The sequence below is a fragment of the Aminobacter sp. MSH1 genome (assembly GCF_003071665.1).
Classification (GTDB): Bacteria; Pseudomonadota; Alphaproteobacteria; order Rhizobiales; family Rhizobiaceae; genus Aminobacter; species Aminobacter niigataensis.
This window is the reverse complement of the sequence record NZ_CP026265.1, coordinates 3,646,379-3,661,162: the sequence shown is the minus strand read 5'-3', so window position 1 is coordinate 3,661,162 and position 14,784 is coordinate 3,646,379. Positions and strand designations below refer to the sequence as shown.

Genomic DNA, 14,784 nt, shown 5'->3' with positions numbered 1-14,784 from the left:
GGCGGCCTATTTTGCCCCGCGACTGGCTTCGGCGTGCAGCCTTTGCGCGCCTGCTTTTGGAGCGGCAAGACGAGAGATGGGGCCTGCGGCATTGACTGGCACGAGCTTCCCGATCGGGGGCAGTCAGCCCAGGGGCGCAATTTGCCGTGCGCTGCTTTTGGTGCTGGCGTTATTTTCGGCTGTCGTGGGCTTTCAATCCCAGCCGGCTTCTGCCGCCGATGCGATCAAGACGCTCGACTACAAGATGGCAGGCGACGCGACTCATATGCGCATCGTGATGAATTTCGACCGCGAGCCGGAGCCGAGGTGGTTCTTGTTGCGGGGGCCGCATCGTCTGGTCGTCGATCTCCCAGATACGTCACTGGCGCTGGATGCAAAGGAACTCAAGCCCCGCGGCCTGATCAAGGGCGTACGCTATGGCACGTCGGGCGAGGGCGCCTCGCGGCTGATCGTAACGTCGAAGGGGCCGTTCAACGTCGAAAAAGTCGACATCCTCAGGAATGAGAATGGCTCTGGCTACCGTATGGTAGCGGACATCGGCGCTGCCTCTGAACGGGAGTTCGACGCAGCACTTGCTGCCCAGGCCGAAACGACAGGCTCGACGGTGTCCACGCCCAAGAGCGACCGCGTCGGCAAGATCGCCCACCGCGGCGACCGGCCGTTCACCATCGTCCTCGACCCCGGACACGGCGGTATCGACGGTGGTGCGGAAGGCCTGAACGGGACGGTCGAAAAATCGGTTACGCTCGCTTTCGCCCAGGAATTGAAGGCCAAGCTGGCGGCGAACGGTGCCTACAAAGTGGTGCTGACGCGCGAGGGTGACGACTTCCTGCGGCTCGACGATCGCGTTCGCATCGCTCGCCAGGCCGAGGCGGACCTGTTCATTTCGATCCACGCCGACACCATCCGCCTGAAGGGCATTCGCGGCGCGACCGTCTATACCGTCTCGGACAAGGCATCCGATGCCGACGCCCAGGCGCTCGCCGATCGCGAAAACCTTTCTGATCAACTGGCCGGCGTCGACGTCGCTGAAGAAAATCACGAAGTCTCCGACATTCTTGTCGATCTCATCCGGCGCGAAACGCATGGCTTTTCGACACGATTTGCCCGCTCGCTGGTCGGCGAGCTGTCGCCGACGGTCGGCATGATCAACAATCCACATCGTTCTGCAGGCTTCAGGGTGCTCAAGGCCCCCGACGTGCCGTCGGTGCTGGTCGAACTCGGCTATCTCTCGAATCCCGAGGACGAGGAGCAACTGCGCAGCGCAGATTGGCGCGAGAAGGCCGCAAGCAGTATTTCCAAGGCTGTCGCTGCTTTCGTTGCCGGGCGTGGAAGCAGCACCGGCGGCTGACGGCCCGCAATTTGGCGTTGCGGAGTGGCAACTACCGAGGCAATTATGGCCGTTCTGGCCGGAATCTTTGGCGCATGCCGGCTGTTGCCGTATTTTGCCCACAACCGCGCGACATGGGTGGCCGATTACGGATCGGGACAGTACCTGCGGCTTGCGGTGATGGCGGGTTGGTTTAGGGAATCCCCGAACCTTGTACTGGAGCGGGCATGATTCGTCTTATCGGCTATTTCTTCGGCATCGGCACGACGCTTGCGCTCGTCGTTGCGGCGGGTGTGGCGATCTATCTTGGCCAGGTCAACAAGGAACTGCCGGACTACGAGGTGCTCGCCAAATACGAGCCGCCGGTGACCACCCGCATCCACGCCTCCGATGGCGCGCTGATGGGCGAGTTCGCGCGCGAGCGCCGGCTCTATCTACCGATCCAGGCGGTGCCCGACCGCGTCAAGGCGGCATTCCTGTCGGCAGAGGACAAGAATTTCTACAACCACCCCGGCATCGACGTGACCGGCCTCGGCCGCGCCGTGCTGACCAATTTCCAGAATTTGGGCTCCGGCCGCCGCCAGGTCGGCGCCTCGACGATTACCCAGCAGGTCGCCAAGAACTTCCTGCTGAGCTCCGATCAGACATACGAGCGCAAGATCAAGGAAATGATCCTGGCCTTCCGCATCGAGCAGGCCTACTCGAAGGATCGCATTCTCGAGCTTTATCTCAACGAGATCTTCTTCGGCCTTGGTGCTTATGGCATCGCCGGTGCAGCGCTGACTTACTACGACAAGTCGGTCAACGAGCTGACGGTCGCCGAAGCGGCGTATCTGGCGTCGCTTCCCAAGGGCCCGTCCAACTATCATCCGTTCAGGTTCACCGACCGGGCGATCGAGCGCCGCAACTGGGTCATCGACCAGATGGTCGGCAATGGCTACGTGTCGCGCGAAGAGGGCGAAAAGGCGAAAGCCTCGCCGCTTGGCGTTACGCCCCGCCGCGTCGGCACCTATGTTTTCGCTGGCGAGTACTTCACCGAGGAAGTGCGCCGCGAACTGATCGCCCGCTATGGCCAGGACGCGCTCTACGAGGGCGGCCTGTCGGTGCGCACCACGCTTGATCCGAAGCTTCAGGTGATGGCGCGCAGGGCCATGCAGTCGGGCCTGGAAAAATACGATCGCCTGCGCGGCTACCGCGGCCCGGTCAAGAGCATCGACATTTCCAGCGATTGGGGCACGGCGCTGGGCGAGGTCAAGAGCCTCGACGACGTCCCCGAATGGCGCCTTGCAGTGGTGCTCGACAGCTCCAAGGCGGGGCTCGATATCGGCCTGCAGCCCAAGCGCGAGGTTTCCGGCGCACTCTCTAAGGACCGCGAGCGCAGCACCGTGTCTGCGGAAGACATGAGCTTTGCCATGCGTCACGTCGTCGACGGCAAGCGCGTGAAGGCAAATTCGCCCGCCGACGTGCTCAAGCCCGGCGACGTCGTCTATGTCGAAAAGAACCAAGGCAGCGACAGCTATGCGCTGCGCCAGGTGCCAGAGGTATCGGGCGGCCTCGTCGCGATGGACCCGCATACCGGCCGCGTGCTCGCCATGGTCGGTGGCTTCTCTTATGCGCAGTCCGAGTTCAACCGCGCCACCCAGGCGATGCGCCAGCCTGGTTCTGCGTTCAAGCCGTTCGTCTATGCGGCAGCACTCGACAATGGCTACACCCCCGCTTCGGTCATCATGGACGGCCCGATCACCATCCAGACCGGCAGCACGAGCTGGTCGCCCAAAAACTATGACGGCAAGGCGGCTGGTCCGTCGACGCTGCGCGCCGGCATCGAGCGCTCGCGCAACCTAATGACCGTCCGTCTCGCCAACGACATGGGCATGAAGACGGTCGCCGAGTATGCCGAGCGCTTTGGCGTCTATGACAAGATGCTGCCGGTGCTCGCCATGTCGCTGGGCTCGGGCGAAACCACCGTCATGCGCATGGTCTCGGCCTACGCCGTGATGGCCAATGGCGGCCGGCAGATCAAGCCGTCGCTGATCGACCGCATACAGGATCGCTACGGCAAGACTGTGTTCAAGCACGACGAGCGCGGCTGCGAAGGTTGCGTTGCCGCCGACTGGGCCAACCAGCCGGAGCCGGAACTAGTCGACAATTCCGAGCAGGTGCTCGACCCGATGACCGCCTATCAGATTACATCGATGATGGAAGGCGTCGTCCTGCGCGGCACGGCAACGACCCTGCTCGAACTCGGCCGCCCGATGGCCGGCAAGACCGGCACCACCAATGACGAGAAGGATGCCTGGTTTGTCGGCTATACGCCGAACCTCGTCGTCGGGCTCTATCTCGGCTTCGACAAGCCGCAGACGCTGGGCAAGGGCACCACTGGCGGCGGCCTTGCGGCCCCTATCTTCAAGGAGTTCATGAAGGTGGCGCTCGACGGCACGCCCAAGGTCGACTTCGTCGTTCCCGAGGGCATGGCCCTGATCTCCATCGATCGCAAGACCGGCATGCAGGCCGCCCAAGGCGCGCCCGGCACCATCATGGAAGCCTTCAAGCCCGGCACCGGCCCGGCCGACAGCTACTGGGTCATCGGCATGGGCGAAGATGGCAGCAACGGCTATGGCGAAGCGCTTTCGCCGCAGGCCAGCAAGGCCATCAGCGAAGGTGGCGGCGGCCTCTATTAGTCCGGACAGCCACGTCGGCGAAAGGCCGGCCTCCAAAGCAAGTTTTCAGGATGCGCGCGGCCCGGCCGCGCGCATTTTTGTTTGCGCGCAGGAGGCTCTATCGTCTTGCGTATATCCTATCAGTTATATAGCTTATTGGTTATTGGCGAGCCGAGTGGCTAGAGCTTTGCGCACATGTCGGAAACTTGCCCGCTCGAACGTCCTTGCAACGGAAACTGCCACGGCAATCCGAATTCTGAAAAAGGAGGAGAGAATGATGCAGAAGATCACGCCGTTCCTGTGGTTCGACAACCAGGCGGAAGAGGCGGTCAATTTCTACATCTCGGTGTTCAGGAACGCCAAGGTCGGCAAGGTGACACGCTATGGAGAAGCTGGACCCGGTCCGGTGGGCAGTGTCATGGTTGCGGAGTTCGAGCTTGAGGGGACCCGTTTCACCGCACTCAATGGCGGTCCCATGTTCAAGTTCACCGAAGCGATCTCGATGGTTGTCGACTGCAAGGATCAGGCCGAGGTCGATCATTTCTGGGACAGGTTGTCGGAAGGCGGGCAGCCTGGCCAGTGCGGTTGGTTGAAGGACAGGTTCGGCTTGTCTTGGCAGATCGTTCCCGAAGCCTTGCCGCGGCTGCTTGGAGACCCCGATCCGGCCAAGGCGGGCAGGGTGATGCAGGCAATGTTGCAGATGACCAGGATAGAGGTCGCCAAGCTGGAAAAGGCTTACGCGGGATAGGTGAGGGTGCCTCTGGCCCTGATCGTGATGGGCGGGAGCCGCGGCGTCCGCCCATTTCCCTTTACAGGCGGAGGCCCCGACCCTATGTTCCGCGCCGATTCAAGGGTCTTTCCAGGCCGCCAACAACAAGAAGAAGCACACTGCCATGCGCGCGGAAACGCAGAACATCGTCGACGAAATCAGGCAGGCCATAAGCCTGCTGAGGAGGCATCTTTGACTGGGATCAGGCGGTAAAGCGGCTTGATTACCTGAACATGAGGGCAGAAGACGCTGCTCTCTGGAACGACCCTCAGGAAGCGCAGAAGCTGATGCGCGAGCGCCAGTCGCTCGACGACAGCATCAAGTCCATCAAGGGCCTGAGCCAGGCGCTCGACGACAATATCGGCCTGATCGAGATGGGCGAGGAAGAAGGCGACGCTGATATCATCAGCGAGGCCGAGACCGCTATCCGTTCGCTGTCGGGCGAAATCCGGGCACGACAGATCGAGTCGCTGCTGTCGGGCGAAGCCGACCAGAACGACACCTATCTCGAAGTTCACGCCGGCGCCGGCGGCACCGAAAGCCAGGACTGGGCGAACATGCTGCTGCGCATGTATACGCGCTGGGCCGAGCGTCGCCGCTTCAAGGTCGAGGTTCTGGAAGTCCATGACGGCGAAGAAGCCGGCATCAAGTCGGCCACGCTGCTCATCAAGGGCCACAATGCCTACGGATGGCTGAAGACGGAATCGGGTGTCCATCGCCTGGTCCGCATCTCGCCCTATGACAGCAATGCGCGGCGGCACACCTCGTTCTCCAGCGTCTGGGTCTATCCGGTGGTCGATGATTCGATCGAGATCGACGTCTCGGAATCCGATGTCCGCATCGACACCTACCGGTCCTCGGGCGCCGGCGGCCAGCACGTCAACACCACCGACTCTGCGGTGCGCATCACGCACATCGCGACAGGCATCGCGGTTGCCTGCCAGGCCGAGCGTTCGCAGCACAAGAACAAGGCCAAGGCCTGGGAGATGCTGCGCTCACGCCTCTACGAGGAAGAGCTGAAAAAGCGCGAAGCCGTTGCCAACGCGACAGAGTCCGCCAAGACCGACATCGGCTGGGGTCACCAGATCCGCTCCTACGTTCTCCAGCCCTATCAGCTGGTGAAGGATCTGCGCACCGGGGTCGAAAGCACCAGCCCTTCCGATGTGCTGGATGGCGATCTCGATGACTTCATGGAAGCATCTCTGTCGCAGCGTATCGAAGGCGGGGCAGGGCAGGCTGTCGCTGACCTCGACTGATCGGCAAAGCCGACATCGTCAAGCCCGGCCGCTACAGTGGGGCCGGGCGCCGATGCCCGGAACATTCCGGCTAACATTTCGTTAAGCATGCGGGCGCAGGATTTCGCTTGGGAGGTGATCTCAGGGGAAGACGCCATGTTGTGCCCAGGAAAGCCCCGCCCGCGCGCGCTTGCTGTTTCGGCGCTGGCGCTGATCTCGCTCAGCACGCCACCAGCCTCATCGCACGACGCTCCAAAAGGCTGGACCTATCCTTTTGCCTGCTGCTCCGGCTACGACTGCCGCGAGGTGCCGAAAAAGGCCATCAGCGAGCGCCCGCAAGGCTATGTCATCGAAGGCACCGGCGAGGTTGTCACCTATCAGGATGCGCGTATCCACGATTCGCCGGATGGCCAGTACCATTGGTGTTCGGTCGCCGGAGCCGATGACAGCCGGACCATATGCCTGTTCGTCCCGTCGAGGTCATATTGAGGCGCCAGCGCACCTGCTCCTGACGCTAGCCTGTCAGGAGCCCCTGGCTAATGTATGCCGTCGCCAAGCGGCGCGACGCTGACCTGCGAGGAGATGGACATGGTCATCAAGGCAAGCTGCCATTGCAAGGCAACGACGTTCGAAGTGACGGAGGCGCCGGAGACTGTCACCGCCTGCACCTGTTCGTTCTGTTCCAAGCGCGGCTCGTTGTGGGCCTACTACACGCCGGCGCAGTTCACGCTCACCAGCCCACCGGAAAACGTATCGGTCTATGAGTGGGGATCAAAGACGGTGAAGCACGGCTTCTGCGCCATCTGCGGCTGCGGCACCTTCACCAAGACACCTGACTGGTCGACCGGCGAGCCTGATTTCGACAACCCCAAGGTCAGCGTCAATGCTCGCCTGTTCGACGACTTCGATCTCGATAAGCTCGAGGTAGTGGTCATCGACGGAAAGAACCTCTGGTGATCTGGCGATAGTCTGTGACTTTGCGCCTCGGTTGCTCCGCTGATCCGTTTTTCGCCGTATTTCATGCTACAAGGCCGGTGAAGGGCTTTGCGCGAAACGCCATTGGGTTTCGCGGTACGGAGAGGGACATCCTTATGAAAAAGACAGTGATTTTGGTGCTGGCTGGCAGCATGTTCGTCGGCGCCTGCACCACCGACCCCTATACGGGTGATCAGAAGGTTTCCAACGCGGCTGCGGGTGCGGGCCTTGGTGCGTTGGCCGGTGCCGGCCTCGGCCTGCTGGCCGGCGGCAATGATCGCCGCAACGCGCTGATCGGCGCCGGTGTCGGCGCACTCGCTGGCGGTCTTGCCGGCGGCTACATGGACAGGCAGGAATCGGAGCTCCGCGCCCAGCTTCAGGGCACCGGCGTCAGCGTTACCCGCGCCGGCGACCAGATCATCCTGAACATGCCGTCGAACATTACCTTCGCCACGGACCAGGATGCCGTGAAGGCGGGCTTCTACGGCACCCTCAACTCGGTTGCGCTGGTGCTGAAGAAGTTCAACCAGACCACTGTCGACGTGTTCGGCCACACCGACTCGACCGGTGGCGACCAGCACAATTTCGACCTGTCGCAGCGTCGCGCGTTGTCGGTTGCCAACTACCTCGGTGCGCAGGGCGTCGATTCGCGCCGCTTTGCCGTCACCGGTTTCGGCGCGACGCGACCGATTGCGTCCAACGCTACGTCCGAAGGCCGCGCTCAGAACCGCCGCGTGGAAATCCAGCTGTCGCCGCTCACCTGAGTGGCGAGCAGACAAGCAAGCAACAAAACGGCCCCTTGCGGGCCGTTTTTCATTTGAGCTGCCATCCTCTGCGAAAGCCAGGTTCCTCTCAGGCACAAAAGAAAATGGCCCCGAAAGGGGCCATTTTTTCGTTGAGGCGCAGTGCACTCAGACGTTGGTCGCGATCAGCATGAACGCCGGCATGTCGTCGCCGAAGCCAACCGTGCGGTCGTCGTCTTCCTCGCGCTCGCGGTTGCTGCGACGGTTGCCGCGGTCGTCGCGACGCTGCTTGTCGTGTTCGGCGCGTGGCTTGCGTTCGGCATTGCCATTCCTGATCGCTTCCTTGCGCTCGCGGCGCTCGTCGATGTCGGACACGACATTGTCGACGGGAGCTTCAGGGGCGGCGGCTGCCTGGACGACGGGTGCTTCGGCACGGGGCTTGTGGTCGCGTTCGCGGCCGTGCCGATCCTTGCCGGCCCGGCGCGGCGCCCCGCGACCGCGGCGCGGAGCCACCTCGTCGTCGCCTTCGCTGGCAACGACCGTCGACAGGTCGCCGTCGTGCCATTCCACTTCCAGGCCAGTCAGCCGGTGGATGGCGTCGACATATTTGGTGTCGGACTTGGTGACGATGGTGAAGGCTTTGCCGAGACGTCCAGCACGACCGGTGCGGCCGATGCGGTGGACATAGTCTTCGGCATGGATCGGTACGTCGTAATTGAAGACGTGGCTGACCTCGGGAATGTCGAGGCCACGCGCGGCAACGTCGGAGGCGACGAGCAGCTTCAGCTTGCCGTCACGGAAACCGGCCAGCATCGCCATGCGGGCCCGCTGATCCATGTCGCCATGCAGCGCACCGGCGTCGAAATCGTGCTTGACCAGCGAGCGGAACAGTTCCGACACATCGACCTTGCGGTTGCAGAAGATGATGGCGTTCTTGATCTCATCGCCTTCGGCATTGATGAGCTTGCGCAGCGTTTCGCGCTTGTCCCAGGGCTTGGGGCCGGACTTGACGAGGCGCTGGGTGATGTTGGTGCTGGTCGATGCGGCCTTGGAGACCTCGACACGAACCGGCGCGTGCAGGAACTGCTCGGTCAGCTTGGTGATCTCTGGCGGCATCGTCGCCGAGAAGAACAGCGTCTGCCTGGTGAACGGGATCAGCTTGCAGATGCGCTCGATGTCGGGAATGAAGCCCATGTCGAGCATGCGATCTGCCTCGTCGATGACGAGGATCTCGACGCCGGTGAGCAAAAGCTTGCCGCGCTCGAAATGGTCGAGCATGCGGCCGGGCGTGGCGATCAATACGTCAGCGCCGCGCTCGAGCTTCTTTTCCTGCTCGTCGAACGACACACCGCCGATCAGCAGGGCGATGTTGAGGCGATGATTCTTGCCGTACTTGACGAAGTTCTCTTCGACCTGTGCGGCGAGCTCGCGCGTCGGTTCAAGGATCAGCGTGCGTGGCATGCGTGCCCGGGCGCGCCCCTTTTCAAGGCGCGTCAGCATCGGCAGCACGAAGGATGCTGTCTTGCCGGTACCCGTCTGGGCGATGCCAAGCACATCCTTGCCTTGCAAGGCGTGCGGGATCGCGCCTGCCTGGATCGGCGTGGGCTGCGTGTAGCCGGCGTCGGTGACTGCGGAAAGGACCTTCGGCGAGAGGCCGAGGTCTGCGAAGGTCAACGCTTCTGGAGCGGTCTGAGTGTCTTCGGACAAGTGTGTTGGCTGTCTTTGCTCGTTCAAGGGCGCGGCGCATTCGCCACGACAGGCGCAACTCGCCTGCAATATGCCGCAACGCGATAGGCGTAAGTGTGCGATTTGTCAACTCAAACTGGCACCCAACCGGCGTTTGCAGCCCTTTACTTCCGGCTGTGGCCCAATGCTCAGTATTTGAACTGCTCGGCCAGGATGCGCTCGCTCCAGGAATGGCCGGCATCGAACAGCAGGGTCGCGGTATGCGATGCCGATTCCTTGACCTCGACCGAGACCACGGATTTGACTTCCGTGTGGTCGGCAACCGCGTTTACCGGGCGCTTCCGTTCCTCCAGTATTTCGAAGCGCACGACTGCGGTCTTCGGCAACAGCGCGCCGCGCCAGCGCCGTGGCCGGAACGGGCTGACCGGCGTGAGCGCCAGCAGCGGCGCGTCGAGCGGCAGGATCGGGCCGTGCGCCGACAGATTGTAGGCGGTCGAGCCGGCGGGTGTCGCCACCATCACGCCGTCGCAGATCAGGTCCTCGAGCCGCACCTTGCCGTCGACAGATATGCGCAGCCGTGCGGCCTGGTAGGACTGCCGGAGCAGCGACACTTCGTTGATGGCCAGCGCTTGCGTCGCGGCGCCTGTGTCGTCGATGGTTTCCATCTCGAGCGGACGGATGGTTTCGGCAACGGCCGCGGCAAGGCGCCCGGGCAGGGCGTCCTCGCTGTATTCGTTCATCAGAAACCCGACTGTGCCCCGGTTCATGCCGTAGACGCGCTTGCCGGTGCTCATCGTCTCGCGCAGCGTCTGCAGCAGGAAACCGTCGCCGCCCAGCGCCACGACGATGTCGGCCTGACCGAAAGGCATCTGGCCATAGCGCCGCGAAAGCCGCTTTGCGGCGGCGTCCGCCTCGGGCGTGCCCGATGATGCGAACGAAAATGTCAGCGACTTGGCGTCCATATGCTCCCTGCAGGCGGTCCGAACGCCGATGCCGGCCGCCGGCAACGGGTTAGCATGCAGGCTTGGCGAAGCAAAGGGAGGGGAGCCAGTTCGGCCCCGGTTCAGCCCATGCAAGTGACGTGGCGGAGGTAAAAGGCAAGGGCGATGAAGCCGACGATCGCGGCGATGCCGGTCCAGTCGACCTGCGCCTCCTTGGCCAGGCGGAAAATCCTGAGCAGCAACAGCCAGGCGATCACGATCGCCACAGCCACGATGACAAACCTGATCATCCATCATCTCCGACGCGAGGGCCGATGCCCTTGGTCAAGATGTAGGGAAGCTCGAGTGCGAGTTTTAGGGCGCTAGCCGCGATGCGCCTTGGGGAAGCGTCGCAACTCGACCGAAATTGTCTTTACTGGCGCACAGAATATGCTAACGGGGCGAAATGCCCTTGTAGCTCAGCTGGTAGAGCAGCGGTTTTGTAAACCGAAGGTCGCGGGTTCGATTCCTGCCGGGGGCACCAGCCAACTACTCAGCAGCTTCCGCTTCTTGCCTGTCGACGACATCCTGGCAGATGTCGCACCATTGCGCGCCGACAAGCTGTGCCATGCGTTCGACGCCGATGCGCACTGCCGCATTCGTCGCCCCTGCGGCCGGCACGACTTCGTCGTAGGCGCGCAGCGAGACGTCGCAGTAGACGGGCAGGGGCGTTGCCAGGCCGAACGGGCACACGCCGCCGACCGGGTGCCCGGTGAGTTCAGCCACCTGCTCGGCATCGAGCATGCGCGGCTTGCCGCCGAATGCATCGCGGGACTTGCGATTGTCGATGCGCGCGTCACCCCGGGCGACGACCAGCAGCGCGCGATCGCCGACGCGCAGGCAGATCGTCTTGGCGATCTGGGCGGGCTCGACCCCGTGGGCTTCGGCTGCCAAGGTCACCGTTGCCGAACTGGTCGGCGTCACGATGACCTCGATGTCGGGGGCATGCTCGGCGAAGAAGGCTTTGACTGACTGCAGGCTCATGGTCTTTTCCGGCGACTGTCATTGCGTTGAGCTTCTGACTTCGTCTGATGTCGCCCGGCTGTCAAGCATAGCCGTTTGGCCCATCGCGCATCGATCCGCGCGGAAACCTGCAGAAAAAATCTCTCAGCTGCGTGAACCTTTTGCCCGCCGGCCGCCACTGACTGGCATGAGGCGGATGGAACGCCTCCCAGATCAACCGAAGGAGAGCACCATGTCGTTCAAGAGCAAGATGATTTCGGGTCTTATCGCTGCTGCCGTCGTCGCAACCGGCCTCGCCGGCACCGTCCAGCAGTCTTCCGCGGGCGGTTTGACCCGGGCCGAGGCCGCTGCACTCGCCGGCGCCGGCGGCTTCATTGCCGGCGCCATCATCGCCGGCGGCCACCGTCCGGCTCCGGCGCCTTATTATGACGCATATTATCCGGTGGATCCCTATGGCAGCCATATCCAGCGCTGCCTGGCCCGCTATCGCAGCTACGATCCGCGTACCGACACCTATGTCGGCTACGATGGCCGGCTGCGCTATTGCCGCCTGTAGCCGCCTGTAGCCGGAACGACCTTGCAATCGGGAGAAGGGGCAACCTTTCTCCCGATTGCGCTTTCAGAGGCCCGGCACGGTGCCGTCGGGCGATCCCCCGATCATCCGGGTCAGTTCTGCCGCCGCGTCACGGACGATCGGGCCGATCTCGCCGAGCCGTTCCGGTGTCACGCGCACAGTCGGCCCCGAAACCGAAACGCCGCCAATGGGTTCGCCGAATTCGTTGAACACAGCCGCTGCAATGCAGCGCATGCCGGGGTAACGCTCCTCATCGTCAACCGACCAGCCGCGCGCGCGGATCTGTTCGAGATCGCGGGCAAGCGATGCCGGCTCCGAGAGCGTCCTTTCGGTATAGGCGTCGAGGCCGGCCTTGCGCACGATGGCGTTGACGCGGTCGCGGTCGAGATGGGCAAGAACCGCCTTGCCGATGCCTGAGGCATGGAACGGGCTGCGTGTGCCTGGCCGGAAGAAGGCGCGGATCGCCTGGTGCGTCTCGACCTGGCTGACGAAGACGACACAATCGTCTTCGGCGACACCGAGGTTGGCCGTTTCGCCGGTTTTCTCCATCAGTTCCTGCATGACGGTGCGGGCACGGTCGACGAGCTTGCGCCGGCGCAGGAAGGCAGCTCCCATGCGATAGGTCTCGACCCCGATCGACCACAGCTGGCCGTCGCTGTCGAACTCGACCATGCCGTGGTTCTGCAGCGTCGTCAGCATGCGGTAGGCGGTCGCCGCGGCAAGGTCGGAGGCGGCCGATATCTCGCTCAGTGACAGCCCGTCGCTATGGGCGACGATCGCCAGGATGCGCAGTGCCCGATCCAGCGACTGCACGGAACCCGCGTCTGGGGCGGGCTGGAAGGCGCGAGGCCGCCCGCGTTGCCGTTTTTCCATCGTTGCCATGACGTTTGCTCCGCGATGTCTTTAAAAAACTTTTTCATCCAAGATGGCGGGCATTGCAACGAAAAATGAAAACCAACGCAAAATCAGATAGTAAGCACCACCAATTAGAAATGAAAAAATATTTTGAAAAAATTGCAAAATACGAACTGCGGTGACACGATCAGCCAACAATCAGTTTCGATCGTTGGAGGTAAGACCATGGCCAGGATGCGCGCTGTCGATGCAGCGGTCCTCGTTCTCGAGAAGGAAGGCATCTCTTGTGCCTTCGGCGTGCCGGGTGCCGCCATCAACCCGCTCTATTCGGCGCTCAAGGCGCGCGGTTCGATCCGCCACGTGCTTGCCCGACACGTCGAAGGCGCTTCGCACATGGCGGAAGGCTACACCCGCACCAAGGCCGGCAATATCGGCCTCTGCATCGGCACCTCGGGTCCGGCCGGCACCGACATGATCACCGGTCTCTATTCGGCATCCGCCGACTCGATCCCGATCCTCTGCATCACCGGCCAGGCGCCGCGCGCCCGCCTCACCAAGGAGGATTTCCAGGCCGTCGATATCGCCGCGATCGCGGGCCCGGTCACCAAGTGGGCCGTCACCGTCATGGAGCCGTATCTGGTTCCGATGACGCTGCAGAAGGCATTCCACCTGATGCGCAGCGGTCGGCCCGGGCCGGTCCTTGTCGATCTGCCGGTCGACGTTCAGCTGGCCGAAATCGAATTCGACATCGACGCCTACGAGCCGCTCGCGGTCCACAAGCCGGCGATGACGCGCGCTCAGGCCGAGAAGGCGCTATCGATGCTCAACGAGGCGGAGAAGCCGCTGATCGTCGCCGGCGGCGGCATCATCAACGCCGACGCATCGGACCTGCTGATCGAGTTCGCCGAGATATCGGGTATTCCCGTCGTGCCCACCCTGATGGGCTGGGGCGCGATCCCCGACGACCACCGCCTGATGGCAGGTATGTGCGGCCTGCAGACCTCGCACCGCTACGGCAACGCGACGATGCTCGCATCCGATTTCGTTCTCGGCATCGGCAACCGCTGGGCCAACCGCCATACCGGTTCGGTCGACAAGTACACGGCCGGCCGCAAGTTCATCCATATCGACATCGAGCCGACCCAGATCGGCCGTGTCTTTGCGCCCGACCTGGGCGTTACCTCGGATGCCGGCGCTGCCCTGAAGATGCTTCTCGATGTCGCCACCGAATGGAAGACGGCCGGCAAGCTGCGTGACTGGTCCGGCTGGGCCAGGGAGTGCCAGGACCGCAAGAAGACGATGAAGCGCAAGACCCATTTCGAGCAGGTGCCGCTCAAGCCGCAGCGCGTCTACGAGGAAATGAACAAGGCGTTCGGCCGCGACACCACCTATGTCACCACCATCGGCCTGTCGCAGATTGCCGGTGCCCAGTTCCTGCACGTCTACAAGCCGCGCAACTGGATCAATTGCGGCCAGGCCGGGCCGCTCGGCTGGACATTGCCGGCAGCCCTCGGCGTTCGCGCCGCCGATCCGGATCGTGATATCGTGGCACTTTCGGGCGACTATGACTTCCAGTTCATGATCGAGGAACTGGCGGTCGGCGCCCAGCACAAGCTGCCCTACATCCATGTCGTCGTGAACAACGCCTATCTCGGCCTCATCCGCCAGGCGCAGCGCGGCTTCACGATGGATTTCGAAGTCAGCCTGGCGTTCGAAAACATCAACCGTTCAGGCGATCCCGAAGCAGGTTATGGTGTCGATCACGTCGCGGTTGCCGAAGCCATGGGCTGCAAGGCCGTCCGGGTTCGCAAGCCGGAAGAATTTGCCTCGGCCTTCAAGCAGGCCAGGCAGTTGATGAAGGAACACCAAGTGCCCGTCGTGCTCGAGTTCATTCTCGAACGCGTCACCAACATCTCCATGGGCGTCGAGATCGACAACGTCGTCGAGTTCGAAGAGCTTGCCGAGAGCAACGAAGACGCGCCGACCGCGATCATGCTGCTCGACTGATCATCCG

General features: G+C 62.9%; 15 protein-coding genes and 1 tRNA gene. 11 read left to right on the top strand and 5 right to left on the bottom strand.

The genetic code is table 11. From position 1 onward, the window contains the following. Positions 1-76 precede the first annotated feature (76 nt). From CO731_RS18130 to CO731_RS18100, 8 genes are all read left to right on the top strand, one after another. The gene (locus tag CO731_RS18130) at positions 77-1,351 is read left to right on the top strand and encodes an N-acetylmuramoyl-L-alanine amidase (RefSeq protein WP_108608212.1); all 1,275 of its coding nucleotides are present in this window, start codon (positions 77-79) and stop codon (positions 1,349-1,351) included. 45 nt (positions 1,352-1,396) lie between these two features. Then, positions 1,397-1,561, top strand: coding sequence for a hypothetical protein (locus tag CO731_RS28770; protein WP_159091654.1), 165 nt, complete (start codon positions 1,397-1,399; stop codon positions 1,559-1,561). Beyond that, positions 1,558-4,011, top strand: coding sequence for a penicillin-binding protein 1A (locus CO731_RS18125; RefSeq protein ID WP_108608211.1), 2,454 nt, complete (start codon positions 1,558-1,560; stop codon positions 4,009-4,011). Before CO731_RS28770 ends, CO731_RS18125 begins: the two co-directional genes overlap by 4 nt. Before the next feature lie 256 nt (positions 4,012-4,267). Then, the gene (locus tag CO731_RS18120; protein ID WP_108609909.1) at positions 4,268-4,738 is read left to right on the top strand and encodes a VOC family protein; all 471 of its coding nucleotides are present in this window, start codon (positions 4,268-4,270) and stop codon (positions 4,736-4,738) included. Positions 4,739-4,883: 145 nt separating this feature from the next. Continuing rightward, positions 4,884-6,015, top strand: a protein-coding gene (gene prfB, locus CO731_RS18115) for a peptide chain release factor 2 (RefSeq protein WP_108608210.1) whose coding sequence is annotated in 2 segments (ribosomal slippage) — positions 4,884-4,949 and positions 4,951-6,015 — 1,131 coding nt in all. Because the reading frame shifts where the segments join, the coding sequence is not laid out codon by codon here. A 135-nt stretch (positions 6,016-6,150) separates the two neighbouring features. Beyond that, complete coding sequence (locus CO731_RS18110; protein ID WP_108609908.1) at positions 6,151-6,483, top strand: hypothetical protein; 333 nt, start codon at positions 6,151-6,153, stop codon at positions 6,481-6,483. Between the two features lie 99 nt (positions 6,484-6,582). Then, positions 6,583-6,951 carry a GFA family protein gene (locus CO731_RS18105; protein ID WP_108609907.1) on the top strand — a complete coding sequence of 123 codons (369 nt, stop codon included), beginning with the start codon at positions 6,583-6,585 and terminating at the stop codon, positions 6,949-6,951. Positions 6,952-7,085: 134 nt separating this feature from the next. After that, positions 7,086-7,733, top strand: a complete 648-nt coding sequence (locus CO731_RS18100) for an OmpA family protein (RefSeq protein ID WP_108608209.1) — start codon at positions 7,086-7,088, stop codon at positions 7,731-7,733. A 147-nt stretch (positions 7,734-7,880) separates the two neighbouring features. Here the strand turns inward: CO731_RS18100 and CO731_RS18095 are convergent, their stop codons facing one another. The 3 genes from CO731_RS18095 to CO731_RS29085 form a co-directional block, all read right to left on the bottom strand. After that, entirely contained in the window at positions 7,881-9,419 is a 1,539-nt protein-coding gene (locus tag CO731_RS18095; RefSeq protein WP_183261274.1) for a DEAD/DEAH box helicase, read from the bottom strand. Between the two features lie 167 nt (positions 9,420-9,586). Beyond that, positions 9,587-10,360: an NAD kinase gene (locus CO731_RS18090; protein ID WP_108608207.1), complete on the bottom strand. Its 774-nt coding sequence runs from the start codon at positions 10,358-10,360 to the stop codon at positions 9,587-9,589. Positions 10,361-10,461: 101 nt separating this feature from the next. Then, on the bottom strand, positions 10,462-10,629 hold the full coding sequence (locus tag CO731_RS29085; protein ID WP_199914488.1) for a hypothetical protein: 168 nt from the start codon (positions 10,627-10,629) through the stop codon (positions 10,462-10,464). 157 nt (positions 10,630-10,786) lie between these two features. Here CO731_RS29085 and CO731_RS18085 point away from each other — a divergent pair. Continuing rightward, positions 10,787-10,862 (top strand) — tRNA-Thr (locus CO731_RS18085). A 5-nt stretch (positions 10,863-10,867) separates the two neighbouring features. Here CO731_RS18085 and CO731_RS18080 read toward each other — a convergent pair. Beyond that, entirely contained in the window at positions 10,868-11,362 is a 495-nt protein-coding gene (locus tag CO731_RS18080; RefSeq protein ID WP_108608206.1) for a YbaK/EbsC family protein, read from the bottom strand. 211 nt (positions 11,363-11,573) lie between these two features. Between CO731_RS18080 and CO731_RS18075 the strand changes: the two genes are divergently transcribed. Continuing rightward, positions 11,574-11,897, top strand: coding sequence for a BA14K family protein (locus CO731_RS18075; RefSeq protein WP_108608205.1), 324 nt, complete (start codon positions 11,574-11,576; stop codon positions 11,895-11,897). Between the two features lie 63 nt (positions 11,898-11,960). On the opposite strand, the gene bhcR is transcribed toward CO731_RS18075, so the two are convergent. Beyond that, the gene (gene bhcR, locus CO731_RS18070) at positions 11,961-12,797 is read right to left on the bottom strand and encodes an HTH-type transcriptional regulator BhcR (protein ID WP_108608204.1); all 837 of its coding nucleotides are present in this window, start codon (positions 12,795-12,797) and stop codon (positions 11,961-11,963) included. A 198-nt stretch (positions 12,798-12,995) separates the two neighbouring features. Here bhcR and gcl point away from each other — a divergent pair, with 198 nt between their 5' ends. Next, positions 12,996-14,777: a glyoxylate carboligase gene (gene gcl / locus CO731_RS18065; RefSeq protein ID WP_108608203.1), complete on the top strand. Its 1,782-nt coding sequence runs from the start codon at positions 12,996-12,998 to the stop codon at positions 14,775-14,777. Positions 14,778-14,784: the final 7 nt, after the last annotated feature.

What these genes read in the sequence shown, in the direction of transcription:
- CO731_RS18130 (WP_108608212.1), top strand. Translation starts at nt 77, where the DNA reads ATGGGGCCTGCGGCATTGACTGGCACGAGCTTCCCGATCGGGGGCAGT.
- CO731_RS28770 (WP_159091654.1), top strand. Translation starts at nt 1,397, where the DNA reads ATGGCCGTTCTGGCCGGAATCTTTGGCGCATGCCGGCTGTTGCCGTAT.
- CO731_RS18125 (WP_108608211.1), top strand. Translation starts at nt 1,558, where the DNA reads ATGATTCGTCTTATCGGCTATTTCTTCGGCATCGGCACGACGCTTGCG.
- CO731_RS18120 (WP_108609909.1), top strand. Translation starts at nt 4,268, where the DNA reads ATGCAGAAGATCACGCCGTTCCTGTGGTTCGACAACCAGGCGGAAGAG.
- CO731_RS18110 (WP_108609908.1), top strand. Translation starts at nt 6,151, where the DNA reads ATGTTGTGCCCAGGAAAGCCCCGCCCGCGCGCGCTTGCTGTTTCGGCG.
- CO731_RS18105 (WP_108609907.1), top strand. Translation starts at nt 6,583, where the DNA reads ATGGTCATCAAGGCAAGCTGCCATTGCAAGGCAACGACGTTCGAAGTG.
- CO731_RS18100 (WP_108608209.1), top strand. Translation starts at nt 7,086, where the DNA reads ATGAAAAAGACAGTGATTTTGGTGCTGGCTGGCAGCATGTTCGTCGGC.
- CO731_RS18090 (WP_108608207.1), bottom strand. Translation starts at nt 10,360, where the DNA reads ATGGACGCCAAGTCGCTGACATTTTCGTTCGCATCATCGGGCACGCCC.
- CO731_RS29085 (WP_199914488.1), bottom strand. Translation starts at nt 10,629, where the DNA reads ATGATCAGGTTTGTCATCGTGGCTGTGGCGATCGTGATCGCCTGGCTG.
- CO731_RS18080 (WP_108608206.1), bottom strand. Translation starts at nt 11,362, where the DNA reads ATGAGCCTGCAGTCAGTCAAAGCCTTCTTCGCCGAGCATGCCCCCGAC.
- CO731_RS18075 (WP_108608205.1), top strand. Translation starts at nt 11,574, where the DNA reads ATGTCGTTCAAGAGCAAGATGATTTCGGGTCTTATCGCTGCTGCCGTC.
- bhcR (WP_108608204.1), bottom strand. Translation starts at nt 12,797, where the DNA reads ATGGCAACGATGGAAAAACGGCAACGCGGGCGGCCTCGCGCCTTCCAG.
- gcl (WP_108608203.1), top strand. Translation starts at nt 12,996, where the DNA reads ATGGCCAGGATGCGCGCTGTCGATGCAGCGGTCCTCGTTCTCGAGAAG.